This window comes from Actinokineospora sp. UTMC 2448 (assembly GCF_024760565.1).
Taxonomy (GTDB): domain Bacteria; phylum Actinomycetota; class Actinomycetes; order Mycobacteriales; family Pseudonocardiaceae; genus Actinokineospora; species Actinokineospora fastidiosa.
The window spans coordinates 5,995,209-6,009,345 of sequence record NZ_CP031087.1; the positions used below are offsets into that span (position 1 = coordinate 5,995,209).

Annotated in this window: 12 protein-coding genes; 3 read left to right on the plus strand and 9 right to left on the minus strand. The window is 71.9% G+C overall.

Features of this window, described 5'->3' with window-relative positions:
* Positions 1–103 precede the first annotated feature (103 nt).
* The 5 genes from Actkin_RS27330 to Actkin_RS27350 all read right to left on the minus strand — a co-directional run bounded on the left by Actkin_RS27330 (position 104) and on the right by Actkin_RS27350 (position 5,564).
* Positions 104–2,044 (minus strand): NACHT domain-containing protein, encoded by a 1,941-nt coding sequence (locus Actkin_RS27330; RefSeq protein WP_258904765.1) that lies wholly within the window; start codon positions 2,042–2,044, stop codon positions 104–106.
* Between the two features lie 135 nt (positions 2,045–2,179).
* Positions 2,180–3,094 (minus strand): ABC transporter substrate-binding protein, encoded by a 915-nt coding sequence (locus tag Actkin_RS27335; protein WP_258904766.1) that lies wholly within the window; start codon positions 3,092–3,094, stop codon positions 2,180–2,182.
* Positions 3,095–3,106: 12 nt separating this feature from the next.
* Positions 3,107–3,793, minus strand: coding sequence for an ABC transporter permease (locus Actkin_RS27340; RefSeq protein ID WP_189209846.1), 687 nt, complete (start codon positions 3,791–3,793; stop codon positions 3,107–3,109).
* Positions 3,790–4,428 carry an ABC transporter permease gene (locus tag Actkin_RS27345; RefSeq protein ID WP_189209845.1) on the minus strand — a complete coding sequence of 213 codons (639 nt, stop codon included), beginning with the start codon at positions 4,426–4,428 and terminating at the stop codon, positions 3,790–3,792. The genes Actkin_RS27340 and Actkin_RS27345 overlap by 4 nt, the downstream gene beginning before the upstream one ends.
* On the minus strand, positions 4,425–5,564 hold the full coding sequence (locus Actkin_RS27350; protein ID WP_258904767.1) for an ABC transporter ATP-binding protein: 1,140 nt from the start codon (positions 5,562–5,564) through the stop codon (positions 4,425–4,427). Before Actkin_RS27350 ends, Actkin_RS27345 begins: the two co-directional genes overlap by 4 nt.
* 144 nt (positions 5,565–5,708) lie before the next feature.
* Between Actkin_RS27350 and Actkin_RS27355 the strand changes: the two genes are divergently transcribed.
* Positions 5,709–7,136 carry a bis-aminopropyl spermidine synthase family protein gene (locus Actkin_RS27355; protein ID WP_258904768.1) on the plus strand — a complete coding sequence of 476 codons (1,428 nt, stop codon included), beginning with the start codon at positions 5,709–5,711 and terminating at the stop codon, positions 7,134–7,136.
* Between the two features lie 153 nt (positions 7,137–7,289).
* Here Actkin_RS27355 and Actkin_RS27360 read toward each other — a convergent pair whose 3' ends face one another.
* From Actkin_RS27360 to Actkin_RS27370, 3 genes are all read right to left on the minus strand, one after another.
* Positions 7,290–7,775: an SRPBCC family protein gene (locus tag Actkin_RS27360; protein ID WP_189209842.1), complete on the minus strand. Its 486-nt coding sequence runs from the start codon at positions 7,773–7,775 to the stop codon at positions 7,290–7,292.
* 73 nt (positions 7,776–7,848) lie between these two features.
* Entirely contained in the window at positions 7,849–10,386 is a 2,538-nt protein-coding gene (locus tag Actkin_RS27365) for a bifunctional diguanylate cyclase/phosphodiesterase (RefSeq protein WP_189209841.1), read from the minus strand.
* Between the two features lie 63 nt (positions 10,387–10,449).
* Positions 10,450–11,634 (minus strand): NAD(P)-dependent malic enzyme, encoded by a 1,185-nt coding sequence (locus tag Actkin_RS27370; RefSeq protein WP_258904769.1) that lies wholly within the window; start codon positions 11,632–11,634, stop codon positions 10,450–10,452.
* A gap of 359 nt (positions 11,635–11,993) precedes the next feature.
* Here Actkin_RS27370 and Actkin_RS27375 point away from each other — a divergent pair, with 359 nt between their 5' ends.
* On the plus strand, positions 11,994–12,587 hold the full coding sequence (locus tag Actkin_RS27375) for a dTDP-4-dehydrorhamnose 3,5-epimerase family protein (protein ID WP_258904770.1): 594 nt from the start codon (positions 11,994–11,996) through the stop codon (positions 12,585–12,587).
* Here the strand turns inward: Actkin_RS27375 and Actkin_RS27380 are convergent.
* Positions 12,584–12,838, minus strand: a complete 255-nt coding sequence (locus tag Actkin_RS27380) for a S26 family signal peptidase (RefSeq protein WP_189209838.1) — start codon at positions 12,836–12,838, stop codon at positions 12,584–12,586. The genes Actkin_RS27375 and Actkin_RS27380 overlap by 4 nt on opposite strands.
* 144 nt (positions 12,839–12,982) lie before the next feature.
* Here Actkin_RS27380 and sodN point away from each other — a divergent pair, with 144 nt between their 5' ends.
* Positions 12,983–13,384, plus strand: coding sequence for a superoxide dismutase, Ni (gene sodN, locus Actkin_RS27385; protein WP_229786774.1), 402 nt, complete (start codon positions 12,983–12,985; stop codon positions 13,382–13,384).
* The last annotated feature ends 753 nt before the right edge of the window (positions 13,385–14,137 follow it).

Genomic DNA, 14,137 nt, shown 5'->3' on the forward strand with positions numbered 1-14,137 from the left:
CCAGGATCGCGGTCTCCTTGCACGCTGCCGCCACCAGGACGAGCTGGCGGGCCTTCCGCTTGTCCGCCGCGTCGATGATGCCGGCGAGCAGGCGGCCCCGCTGCTAGGCGCTGCCCTGCGCGCACGCCATGATCACGGTCTCGCGCCAAAGGTCCGAGGACGCGTGGCGGACGAGCAGGTCGATGCTGTCGCGGTGGACGGCCTCGCGCGCGGCCAGGTACTCCTGGAACGTCCGGTGGATGAAGTCGATCCGGCCCTCCGCGGGCTGCCGGATCACCCCGCTGCGCTCGACGAGGTGGACGAGCAGCGTCTCGGCGTCGTCCTGCAGGTTCGGCATCCCGGGCAGCCGCTCCGCCAGCCGCGCAAGCGCTTGCTCCCGGCTCATCTCGGCGCGGCCGTTCTCGTTGAGCCACCAGGCCAGCACCTGCAGCAGCTCCAGCTTCTCGTTCACCGACGCCTGGATCTCGCCGACCACGCTGCGGTCGGCGTCCCGGCGCTCCAGCAGCATCTCCAGCGCCGCCGAGTACAGGGCGACCCGATCGCGCGGCAGCCTCGACCGCCGGTCCAGGTTGAGCGCGCACAACATCGCGCACAGCAGCGGGCTCCGCGCCAGCGCCCGCAGGTGCGCGTGGGTCTGCAACTGCGACAGCAACGCGCGCTCGTACTGCGGCACCTCCTCGCGGCGGCACGGCAGCAGTTCGGCGTCGGGCGTCGAGTCCAGCAGCGCCGAGTGCCACCTCCGCAGGAAGATCCGCACGTCCCCGGGCGTCATCGGTTCCAGGACGATGGACCGGAATCCCTCGTGGACCAGCCACTTCGGCGTCACCGCCGTCGGCCGCGACGTCACCACGACCCGCACGTCCGGGTAGCTGGCCAGCAGCTCGCCCAGCCAGGCGCGGACGGCTGGGCGGCGCTTGGCCACCAGCTCGTCGACGCCGTCGACCAGCAGCAGCGCCTTGCCCGACTCGAACTGGCGGTGCACCCACCCCGCAGGCACGGGACCGCACTGGGGCGAACTCGGCTGGTCGAGCAGTTCGTCACCGCGCGGGAGCCGGTCGGTGGAGAAGTCGCGCAGCTTCACGAGGAACGGCACGCACTCGTTCCACTCCTGCAACTGCCCGGTGAACCCCGACCGCGCGGCGTTGACCGCGAGCCACCGGAGCAGCGTCGACTTGCCCGCCCCGGCTTCTCCGCGGACAACGGTCAACCTGCTGTCCTCCAGTGCGGCCTCGACGCGAAGATTCTCGCCCGGGTGGTGCTGGACGGTGTCGCGGTGGAACCACCGCTCCTCGTACTGCGCCCGCCGAGGACGCTTGTTGTCGGTCGTGGCCGACAGGCTGAGGTAGGCCACGCTCAACGTTGTCCGAGGCTGGAACGAGTGCGTGGTCAGCCCGATGACGTCGAGCTTGTTGTACGAGCGGACGACCCGATCCAGGTAGCGGGACCGGAACTCGTCGTCGAGCGCCTGCCCGCGTGGCGCCGACGGCGCGGGCACCCGCTCCAGCAGCTCTTCCACGCCCTCCAGCACGGTCCGGAGCCTGCCCAGCGTCTCCACCGCCACCGCGGCGTCGAACTCGGGCAGCTCGCGGGTCAGGTGCACCAGGACGATGCACGCCCGGTCGAGGGCGGCGTCGGAGAACCGCTGCGCCCTCGCCGACAGGCCCGCCCGGTCGACCGGCTGCTGCTCCCGCACCGCCCGCGCCAGCGCGCCCGCGTCGAGGTCGACCGCGAACAGCGCGGCGTCGGAGAGGTCGGCGTCCTCCAGCGCGTCGGAGACCGCCAGCAGCGCGGCCTCCCTCTCGTTCTCCGGCAGGCCATGGCCGAGGCGGGCGAGCTCGGGCGCGAGCCGCTCGGCGACGTCATCCTCGATGCGCAGGAGCGAGTCGAGCACGTCGCGTTCCTGCCTGCGGACCGGGAAGCGGGCGCGGATCAGCCGCGTCAGGTCCCGACCGCGCCTGCTGTCGGCTTTCCGCTCCGCGAACCAGTGCAGGGCGAGCTGCTTGGCCACCGACTGGCCGATCTTCAACGCACCTTCGGCGATCACCCGTCAGATGATCCACCATGCGCCCGGCCCCGCGCCCCAGACGGGACGCGGGGCCGGTTTCGCGAAACCTCGAAGACCGACCGAGGTCAACCACTCCCGGGCCACCTCGACGACCTCGCGCTTGCCTGGAAACCCTCAGAGACCGACCGAGGTCAGCCACTCCCGGGCCACCTTGGCGGCGTCGGGCTTGTCGGGGGCGTTGAGCTTGCTGTTCAGCTCGATCAGCGTCTCGGTGGTGAGCTTGGCCGAGATGGCGTTCAGCACCTCGGTCACCTCCGGCGTCGCCTTGGACTTGTTGATCAGTGGGACGACGTTCTGGGCGGCGAAGTTGGCCTCCGGGTCCTCCAGCACCACGAAGTCGTTGGCCTCGATGGCCGGGTCCGTGGTGAACAGGTCGGCCGCGGTCACCGCGCCGGTCTTGAGGGCGTCGACGGTCAGCGGGCCGCCGACGTCGAGGGACTTGTACTCCTTGATCTTCAGGCCGTACTTCTCCTGCAGCCCGGGGATGCCGTCCGGGCGCTGCTGGAACTCCGGCGGGCCGCCGAAGACGACGTCGTCGGACTTGGCCAGGTCGGCGATCGACTTGAGGCCGCGCTCGTCGGCGGTGGCGCGGGTGACGACCACGGCGTCCTTGTTCTCCGCCGCCGACTTCTCCAGCACCGTCAGCTCCGGCGGCAGCGCGGACTGCAGCGCGGTGTAGACCGCCTCGGACTCCGTCGCGCCCGCGGCCGCGCTGACGTGGTTGAGCAGGACGCCGGTGTACTCCGGGATCAGGTCGATCGACCCGTCCTGCAGGCCCGGGTAGTAGGTCTCGCGGCTGCCGATGTTGAGCTTGCGGTTGACCGTGACGCCCTTGTCCTCCAGCGCCAGCGCGTAGATCTCGGCGAGCAGCGTGCTCTCCGGGAAGTTCGCCGACCCGACGGTGATCGTGCCCGCCGGGGCGGGCGTGCCGGTGGTGGTGGACGCGTTCGACAGCGGGTCCGCCGAGCCTCCGCAGGCGGTCAGGGTCATGGCGGTCACCGCCGCCAGGCCCGCGAGTGCGCGCTTCATTGGGGGATCTCCTCACTTGGTTCTGGTGCGCAGCCCCGGTGAGACCACCAGCCACTGCACGCCGGTCAAGGCAAGTTCGACGGCCACGGCCAGCAGCGCGATGAGGACGGCGCCACCGGCCATCTGCTCGAACTCGCGGAAGGCCAGGCCGTCGATGACGTAGCGGCCGAGACCGCCGAGGGACACGAACGCCGCGATGCTGGCGGTGGCGATCACCTGCAGCGTCGCGGTGCGCAGCGCGCCGAACACCAGCGGCAGCGCGTTGGGCAGCTCCACCTTCCGCAGCACGTCCCACTCGCGCATGCCCATCCCGCGCGCGGCGTCCACAACGGACCGGTCGACGTTGCGGACGCCCGCGTACGTCCCCGCCAGCAGCGGCGGCACGGCGACGAGCACCAGGGCGATCGTCAGCGCCTCCACCGCGAGCAGCACGCCCATCGACAGCACCAGCAGGATGAGCAGGCCCAGTTCGGGCAGCGCGCGGAAGGAGTTGACCAGGCCGACGACCACGGTCACGCCGCGGTTGGTGTGCCCGATGTACGCGCCCAGCGGGACGGCGATCAGCGCGGCGATGGCGACCGCCACGACGGTGTACTGCAGGTGCTCGGCCAGCCGCTGCGGGATGCCGGGCGTGCCGAACGTGGTGGTCCAGTTCGCCGGGTCGGTCAGCCAGGCCCAGACCTGCTGGAAGATGTTCACGCGCGCTCCCTTGCCCACGGGGCGAGCACCCGGCCGAGCACGGCGAGCAGGGCGTCGACGATCAGCGCCAGCAGCACGATCAGCACGATCCCGGCGATGATCTCGGCGTAGTTGTCGCGCTGGTAGCCCTCGGTGAGGAACGCGCCCAGCCCGCCGACGCCGATCAGCGCGCCCACGCTGACCAGGCTGATGTTCGACACCGCCGCGACCCGCACCCCCGCCACCAGCACCGGCACCGCCAGGGGCAGTTCGACGGCGAAGAACCGCCCGACCCCGCGGTAGCCCATCGCCGTCGCCGCCGCTGTCACCGACTCCGGCACCGCCGTCAGCGCGTCGGAGACCGCGCGCACCAGCAGGGCCACGGTGTAGATGGTGAGCGCGACCTGCACGTTGAGCGGGTCGAGGATCTGCGTGCCGATGATCAGCGGCATCATCACGAACAGCGCCAGCGACGGGATCGTGTAGAGCAGCCCCGCCGCGGGCACCAGGACCGCCCGCGCGGCCCGCCACCGGGCGGCGGCCCACCCCAGCGGCAGCGAGATCAGCAGCCCGACGGCGACCGGGACCAACGCCAGCCACAGGTGCCGGAGGCTGACCCGCCCCAGGTCGCCGAGGTGGTCGACCACCCAGGTCACGTCGGGACCTCGCCCGAGCGGCGCGCCTTGGCCAGCGCGTCGATGACGCTCGCCGCGTCCACCCCGCCCACCACGGCGCCGCTCTTGTCGACCGCGATGCCCCACGCCGACGGCGAGCTGAGCGCGGCGTCGAGCGCGTTGCGCAGCGAGCCCGCCGTGCCAGCTGAGTCAGAGTCCACTTCGTACAGCGAGCCGCCGGAGACCAGGCCGTCCGGCCCGATCTCAGCGTCCATTGTGGCGAGAAGGTCGGCGGAAACCCAGCCGAGCGGGCGGTTCTCGCCGTCGACCACCACCGCCCAGCCCGCCTGCGAGAGCATCCCCCGCGCCTCGGCGACGGCGGTGCCGACCGGGACGGTGGACACCGGGCCGAGGGGAATCTCCGCCGCGTCGAGGAAGCCGAGCCCCCGGTAGCCGCGGTCGCGGCCGACGAACGAGCTGACGAAGTCGTCGACCGGCGCGGCCAGCAGCGCGGCGGGCGTGTCGAACTGGGCCAGCCGACCGCCCACCCGCATCACCGCGACCTTGTCGCCGAGCTTGACCGCCTCGTCGATGTCGTGGGTGACGAACACGATGGTCTTGCCCAGCTCGGACTGCAGCCGCAGCAGCTCGTCCTGCAGGTCCTCGCGCACGATCGGGTCGACGGCGCTGAACGGCTCGTCCATCAGCAGCACCGGCGGGTCCGCGGCCAGCGCGCGGGCGACGCCGACGCGCTGCTGCTGCCCGCCGGAGAGCTGCTTGGGGTAGCGGCGGCCCAGTTCGGCGGGCAGTCCGACGGTGGTGAGCAGGTCCTCGGCCCGCTTGCGCGCGGCGCGGCGGGTCGCGCCGGTCAGCACCGGGACGGTGGCGATGTTGTCGATCACCGTGCGGTGCGGGAACAGCCCCGCGTGCTGGATGACGTAGCCGATGCCGCGGCGCAGCAGGGCCGGGTCCTTCTCGCGGATGTCCTCGCCCATCAGCCGGATCGTGCCGGAGGTGGCCTCGATCATCCGGTTGATCATGCGCAGGGAGGTGGTCTTGCCACACCCGGACGGTCCGACCAAGATGGTCACCCGGCCGTCCTCGGCCGTCAGGGTCAGCTCGTCCACCGCGACCGTGCCGTCCGGATAGCGTTTGGACACGGCTTGGAACTCGATCACCCGGGCCCCTCGGGTCGGGACGGCACCTTGCCGGCCGTGCACGCGACGCCCGACCCTAACGCGTGGGGATGACAGAGGCAGGCCATCCCGCAGTCCGGTAGGCCATGATCGGCCAACCGGCGCAATCTCCGTAAGCTCGGCGGGGTGTCCCTGACCTCCTTCCTGGCCGCGCGCGGTGTCCACGCGCGTGCGCTGCGTCCCGCCGTCGACCTGCTGGCGGCGGGCTGGCAGCCGCTGGACGCCCTGGTCCGCGCGACCGGCGTGCCCCGGCGCACGATCGAGGACCTGCTGGCCACCGACGACGTCGAGCGCCGGGAGCAGACCTGGCGGCTGCGCCCCGGGGTGACGCCGCCCACCCGCGAGCCCGCCGGGGACCTCGACGGCCTGGCGGACGTGCTGGCGGGCGTGCCCCGGCCGCTGCGCGCCCTCGACCACGTCCAGGCCGACCTCGCCACGATGCGGCAGCGGGCCCGGTGGCTGGACGAGACCTACGAGCTGGCGGGCGCGCACCTGGTGTGCGTCGGCGACCACGACCTGACGGCGCTGGCGGCATGCATGGTCCGTCCGTCGCTCACCGCGACCGTCGTCGACGTGGACGAGCGGCTGCTGGCGTACGTCGACGAGGTCGCCCGCGCGCGGAACCTGTCCGTGCGCTGCCTGCACGCCGACTTCCGCTTCGGCGTCCCGGCCCTCGACGCCGACCTGGTGTTCACCGACCCGCCGTACACCCCTGAGGGCATGCGCCTGTTCCTGGCCCGCGCGATCCAGTCCCTGCGCGCCGACGGCCGGATCATCGCCGCGTACGGCTACAGCCCCCTCGCGCCCGCGCTGGGGTTGAAGGTGCAGAAGGAGATCCTGGGGCTGGGCCTGGTCGCCGAGGCCGTCCTGCCCGGCTTCAACCGCTACCACGGCGCGCAGGCGGTGGGCAGCGCCGCCGACCTGTACGTCCTGCAGCCCACCAGCGGCTCGGCGAACCAGGCCGCCGCGGCCGTCCGCGGCGCGGCGACCGCGATCTACACCCACGGCCCCCAGTCGGTCGAGTCCGCGGGCGCCCCGCCCGAGGCCGTCGCCGCCCTGCTCGACCTCTCCGACGCAGGCTCGCTGACCCCGCCCGACTGGACCGCGCCCTACCCCGGCCGCGGCCCGCTCGCCTTCGACCTGACCGCCGACCCCGGACCGTGGCTGGCCCGCGTCCTCATCGCCGCCCCCCGCACGCCGGTGGCCGCGCTGGTGGTGAACAACCACCCGGACATCGCCGACCAGGCGGGTCAGCGGGCGCTGTCGTCCCTGGTCGAGGCCAAGTTCCGGCTGACGTTCCGCCGCAGCGTCGCCGACGGCAGGCACGCCGTCGTGACCGCCACCCCGGTCGACGGCCGGGGCGTCGCGGGCGCCCTGCTGGACCGCCCGCACGGCAAGCTCGCCAACATCTGGCGGGAAGCGCTGATCCAGGACTCGGCGGGCGCGCTCACCAAGCGCGAGGCGCGCGCCCGGGTCGCCGAGCTGGCCCCGGACCTGCGGGACGAGCGGCTGATCGATCTTCCGCGCCACCGCGTGGCGGCACTGCTGGGCTGAGAACGAGAAGGCAAGTGGAGTCATGACTCCATATTGCCCAGTCGAACGCCCGTTCGACAGGACACGATGGAGTGAAGAGCGGTCACGGGGAGTGGAAACATCCCTGCCTGACCGCGTGAGCGCTCCCCCGGCCGGGCCGGGGGACGCCCGCCATCACAGTCGGCCCAGCTCCAGGTGCAGCTTGAGGTTCTGCAGCGTCGTGGCGATGTTGGCCATGTTCAGGCCCACCCGGTCCGGCTCGCCGGTGATCATGATGGCGAACGGGATGAACCACTGGGGCACCAGCAGCCAGTTGGACTCCGTGACGCGGCAGCCGCGCTCGGTCTCCTCGATCTCGTACTCCCAGCGCGAGATCGGGGTCTTGAACGGGGTGTGGACCTCGTAGGCGAAACGGCGGCCCGGCTCGACCTCCGTGACGCTGCAGATGGTCGTCCAGCGCCGCCAGCCGTTGCGGTTGGCGCCCGCGAAGCGGCTGCCGACCTCCGCCCTCGTGGTGCCGTCCAGCCAGCGGCAGCTCACCAGCTCCGCGGCGAAGTCGGCCATGCGGACGGGGTCGCTGATGTAGTCCCAGACCTCTTCCGCGGTGGCATCGATCGTCACCTGTCCGCGGGCGGTCGGCTCAACTGCGATAGCGGTCATGTAGTAGATCACACCAGCGCGCAAGGCCGGGAACAACATCCGAACGTGCGAGCGGGCAAGTCCGGAAGAAAGCTCATGCCCCGTTAGGAATTCTTACCGGTCCCTGCTTGAGGAGATCACGAAAACGGTCCGCGGGCAGCGGCCGCGACATCAGCCAGCCCTGGTAGGCGTCCACGCCCACGCCGCGCAGGACGTGGAACTGGGTCGCGTTCTCCACGCCCTCGGCCACGCACCGCCTGCCCATCGCGCGGGCCATGTCGACCAGGGCGCGGGCGACGGCGAAGTCCGAGGCGTCCGTGGCCACGCCGGAGACGAACCGGCGGTCGATCTTGATGATCTGCGCGGGCAGCTCCTTGAGCCGCGCCAGCGACGAGTAGCCGGTCCCGAAGTCGTCCACCGCGAACCGCACGCCGCGCTCGACCAGCTCGTCCATGGCCTCGCGGCTGCGCGAGGGCAGGTCGATCAGGCTGGTCTCGACCAGCTCCAGCACCACCCGGTCCCAGGCCAGCCCGGTCGTGGCCACCGCGTTCGCCACCGTGTCGACGAACTCTGGGTCGCCGGGCACCAGGCCGCCGAGGTTGACCGCGATCCCGACGCCGCCGCCGAGCGTGCCGCCCGCGAGCTGGGGCCAGTCGGACGCCTCGGCGAACGCCGTGCGCAGCACCCAGCGGTCCAGCTCGCCCAGCAGGTCGCCCTGCTCGGCGACGGGCAGGAAGTCCCCGGGCATCAGCAGGCCGCGCTCGGGGTGCGGCCAGCGCACCAGCGCCTCGGCGCTGAGCACCGTGCCGTCCGACCCGACGACCGGCTGGTAGTGCAGGACCAGCTGGTCGTTGGCAATGGCCTCGCGCAGCTGGCCCTCCAGCAGCATCTGGCTGTTGGCCGAGGCGATCAGCGCCGCGCTGGCCAGCGAGACCCGCCCGGTGCCGCGCTCCTTGGCCGCGAACATCGCCGCGTCGGCGTAGCGCAGCAGGTCGGCGCCGGTCGTCTCCGGGCCGCTGGGCACTGCCGCGCCGATGCAGGCGGACACGCGCAGCAGCTGCCCGCGCACCGGCACCGCCGTGCGCAGCAGCCCCGCCGCGGTGTTCGCCAGCGCCTCCACCCCGCCCGCCTCGGTGACGTCGGAGCAGATGACCACGTACTCGTCGCCGGACATGCGCGCGACCGTGCACGACGGCGGCAGACCGCGCTCCAGCCGCCTGGCCAGCGCGGTGATGAGCTCGTCGCCCACGTCGTGGCCGAGCGAGTCGTTGACCCGCTTGAAGTTGTCGACGTCGCAGAACAGCAGGGCGATGCGGTCGAAGTCGGGGCCGCCGAGCAGCTTGCCCAGCAGCTCCTTGACCGCCGCGCGCCCCGGCAGGCCGGTCAGCTCGTCGTGGGTGGCCTGGTAGCGCAGCCGCTCGGCGGCCCTGCGCCGGTCGGTGACGTCGGCGAAGACCACCAGCCAGTAGCGCTGGCCGTCGTCGGACACCGAGACCGTCGAGGTCAGCTCGCAGTACACCGGCTTGCCCGCCGCTGCCATCAGCACGCACTGGCCGCTCTGGAACGGCCGTCCCCGGCGCGGCTCGCGGTCATCCGGATGGGTGAGCTGGTCGGCGGTCAGCCCGCGCAGGCGGTCCAGGTCGGTGCCCAGCAGCGTGCACAGCGCCTCGTTGGCGTCGACCAGCCTGCCCTCGTCGTCGAACAGGCCGATGCCGACCGGGGTGATGGCCACCAGGTCGGTGAAGCGCTTGCTGGAGCGCTGCATGCGCGTCTCGGTCGAGCGCTGCTCGGTGACGTCCTGCGCGGTGCCGATCATGACCCTCGGGTCGCCGTCCGGCCCGGCCGCCTCGCCGCGGATGCGGAACACCCGGCGCTTGCCGTCCGGGCGGATGACCCGGTGCTCGCACTCGACCGGGCGGTGCGTCGTCGCCAGCTCCTGCCAGCGCTGGTCGACCCAGCCGCGGTCGTCGGGGTGCACCAGCCGCAGGTAGTCCGCGTAATGGATGGGCGTGCCCGGCTCGATCCCGCCCAGCTCGTAGAGCATGGACGACCACAGGCACTCGTTGGTCTCGGTGTTCCACTCCCACGTGCCCAGCCGGGCCACCCGCTGCGCCTCGCGGAACAGCCTGCTCTCCTGGCTCAGCAGCCGCTCCAGGTGCCGCACCTTGGTGACGTCCTGGACCGTGCCGTGGATGCGCTCGTGCTCGTCGCGCACCATGCGGGCCCGCACGAGGTAGACGCGCTCGCCGGTGATGTCGCGCAGCTCGACCTCGATGGGCTGGGTGGAGCGGTGCCCGGCCAGCTTGGCCCGGAAGTCGGCCAGCCGCTCCCGGTCGTCGGCGAAGACCATGTCGACCAGCTGGGCGATCGTGGCGTCCCCGGTCAGCCCGGCGAGCGTGCGCAGTCCCTCGGACAGGTACAGCTCGCCGGACTCCAGGTCGAGCATCCAGGAGCCGAGCTTGGCGATGCGCTGGGCCTCGAGCAGCAGGGCGCGCTCGGCCCCGGGATCGTCGTCGAGGTCGACGACGGCGGGCTGGACGACCTCCGGGGTCTGGGCCGGGCCACCGCCGTCATACCCGGTGGCCGGGACCGCGACCCGGGGCAGTCCGCCGCGCACGACATGCTCGGCCACGGCGCGTTCCCTCCACCCTCGAGTAGGCGGGTGGGGCACCGCTGCCGAGCATCCCGCCGGCCCTCAGGCTACCCCGTCTTCCTTCGCCGCCCGCGCGACCGCCGCCGCCACCTCGGGGGCGACGCGCGGGTCGAGGGCGCTCGGGACGATCCTGTCGGCCGCCAGGTCCTCTTCGGCAACTCCCAGGATGGCGTCCGCGGCGGCGAGCTTCATGCGCTCGGTGATGCGCCGGGCGCCGGAGTCCAGCGCGCCCCGGAAGATGCCCGGGAAGGCGAGCACGTTGTTGATCTGGTTGGGGAAGTCGCTGCGGCCGGTGGCGACGATGGCCGCGTGCCGGGCGGCGACCTCGGGGTGGATCTCCGGGTCGGGGTTGGACAGGGCGAACACGATCGGGTCCTTGGCCATGGCGCCGACCAGCTCGACGGGCAGCTTGCCCGCGGACAGCCCGACGAACACGTCGGCGCCGTCGAGCGCCTCGGCCTGGCCGCCGCGCAGCCCGGCCTTGTTGGTGACCTTGGCCATCTCCTGCTTGATGGAGTTCAGCCCGTCGCGGTCGGCGTGCACGATGCCTTTGGAATCCAGCAGCGTGATGTCGCCCACGCCCGCGGCGAGCAGGATCTTGGCGCACGCCACACCGGCAGCGCCCGCGCCCGCGATGACCACCCGCTGGTTGCCCAGATCGCGGTTGAGGACCAGGTTGGCGCCGCGCAGGGCGGCGAGCAGCACGATGGCGGTGCCGTGCTGGTCGTCGTGCATCACCGGGCAGTCCAGCGCCTCGATGAGCTTGGCCTCCAGCTCGAAGCAGCGGGGCGCGGCGACGTCCTCGAGGTTGACCGCGCCGAAGGAGGGGCGCAGGCGCACGAGCGTCTCGACGATCTCGTCGACGTCGGTGGTGTTCAGCACCAGCGGGATGGAGTCGAGCTCGCCGAAGGTCTTGAACAGCGCGGCCTTGCCCTCCATGACCGGCAGCGAGGCGGCCGCGCCGATGTCGCCGAGACCGAGGACCGCGGTGCCGTCGGAGACCACGGCGACCAGGCGCGACGCCCAGGTGTAGCGCGCGGCCAGCCGGGGGTCGCGGGCGATCGCGCTGCTCACCTTGGCCACCCCGGGGGTGTAGGCGATCGCCAGCGAACGCGGGTCGGCGAGGGGCTTGGTCACCGCCACACCGAGCTTGCCGCCCTCGTGCGCGGTGAAGATCTCCTCGTCGGTGACGGGTGCGGTCACGGTGTCCTCGTTCAGTGCGGTCATTGGCGTCCCTCCTGTCGCGCGCCGTGGTCCCTGACTGCGTGGCGCGGAAACGGGGTGTCGCCGGAAAGTAGCCCTGGGTGCTGACATCAGCCTGGCGTTTCTCAGGGCGCGTTCACGGCTTTGGGGGTGCGAAGGACCCTGGGGTGTGGGCCCGTGAGGGTGGCGCCCTCGGGGCGCCGCGGTCTGCACAGTGTGGCAGTCCGGTCCGGCCTTGTCTGCGGCGGGGATCACAAATGGGAGAGCTTTTTCGCAGGTCAGAGGCCGTTTCGCAAGACGTCCGTCCGGTTTGCGAGTGCTGGTTAACGTGTTCGGAGCGTGACTGATCAGCTCTTTCGCGGTTGCCGACTACCCTGCTCGGCGTGCACGCACGCGAACTTGCCATCGCCGGGGCCTTCGAGTTCACCCCGCGCACCTTCCCCGACGACCGCGGGATGTTCGTCTCCCCGTACCAGAGCGACGCCGTCTTCGAGGCCGTCGGCCACCGGATGACCGTCGCGCAGACGAACCACAGCGTGTCCCGGCGCGGCACCATCCGCGGCGTGCACTTCGCGGACGTGCCGCCCTCGCAGGCGAAGTACGTGTACTGCCCGCGCGGCGCGCTGCTGGACGTGGTCGTCGACATCCGCGTGGGCTCGCCCACGTTCGGCCAGTGGGAGGCCGTGCGCCTGGACGCGGTGGAGTGCAAGGCGGTGTACGTGCCCGAGGGGCTCGGGCACGCGTTCATCGCCTTGGAGGACGACACTGCGATGAATTACCTCTGCTCGACGCCGTACAACCCGACCGGCGAGCACGGCATCAACCCGATGGACCCGGCGCTGGGGCTGCCGTGGCCCGCGTCCATCGAGCCCGTGCTCTCCCCCAAGGACCTCGCCGCGCCGACGCTGGCCGAGGCGACCGACATCCTGCCGACGTACTCGGACTGCCTGGCGTTCTACGAGAAGCTGCGCTCCTAGAGCCTGCGCGGCCTGGGCCACAGCCGCCACCGCACCACGGCGTGGACGGTGGCGGGCCCGAGTTCGCGGGAGTCGGTGGAGCCGAACCGGTTGTCCCCCCGCACGTGCCAGCCGCCCGGCTCCGGCCGCACGGCACGCTTGACGCTGAGCTGACGCGGCCGCGACGCCCAGGACACCAGCACGACGTCGCCCTCCCTCGGCGCTCCCCGCACCGCGATCACGGTGTCCCCGTGCTGAAGCGTGGGTGACATCGAGGGCCCCCGCACCAGCACCCGGCGCGCGGGCCAGCGGCCCAGCGGTTGCAATCGATCACCTCCACCTGCCCCACCAGCATGCCCGGAGTAGGGTCGACCGCGTCGGAGCATCCCTCGTTTGACCCTGGAGGAACAATGCGACTGCTGTCGCGCCTCTTCTCCCCCCGCCTGGAGGCGACCGCGCACTGCGACCTCCCCTGCGGCGTCTACGACCCGGCCCAGGCCCGCATCGAGGCCGAGTCCGTGAAGGCGATCCAGGAGAAGTACCAGCAGAACGAGGACCCGGAGTTCCGCACCCGGGCCGTCCTCATCTGCGAACAGCGCAGCGACCTGGTCAAGCACCACCTGTGGGTGCTCTGGACCGACTACTTCAAGCCCCCGCACTTCGAGAAGTACCCCCAGCTCCACGACCTGTTCAACCGCGCCACCAAGGCCGCGGGCGCCTCCGGCACCAAGGGTTCGATGGACCCCGCCACCGGCGCGACCCTGCTGGAGCTGATCGCGGAGATCGACAAGATCTTCTGGGAGACCAAGCAGGCGTGAGCTAGACGCCATTGAAACGGCGCTGACCAGCGGTTTTACCTTCCGTTGGTTGGCGTCGTTTCTCGTCTGTTGGCACCCTCTGACGGCCCAGAGACGGCCCAGATCTGGGGCTAGAGATCCACAGTGGATGGCTGCGTGAACGTCTGACAACGCTCATGGCGGGTGCCTCGGCGGGCTCGACGACGTGCGGGAGCGGTGTCGGCATACTTGCGCGGAGCGGGCCTCGGCTTGGTCCGCTTGGCTCCCGTTCTGGGCTTGGCGGGCTCCTGGTAGGTGGTGCGGTCCTCAGTGAGGGCGTAGCGGGTCCACATGACCATCTGGTTGGGGCCTGGGGCGCGGCGGCTGGCGCATCGGTGCTTCCTGGGTGAGACGACCGGCTGAGGTGCGAACCGCGGGGCTTACTCGCCCCCGCTTCTTCGCACAGGCCGCCCCTAGCGCTGGGAGTGCGGTGTCAAGGGTGGAGCTGTGCTCCATCGCGTAGCGACGCCGCAGGCGCCCTTGATGCCGTGCTCACGGCGTTAGACGATCGCGGCAACGGGGGAAGCGCCTACCTGCTCATGGCTCTTGCCGCGCCGTCCGTGCGGTGCGGCGCGCCCTGACCCGAGCACGGAGGCTGTGCCGCGCGCCCGCGCGGGCGGAGCGAAGCGGGAGCCCGCGCCGTGGCGCGATGGATACGGGTAGCGGCGCCAACGGGACAGGCCCACCAGCGCCGCGCCGCGCGGGCGGCGCGGCCTTGATCCCATAGAGCCAAGT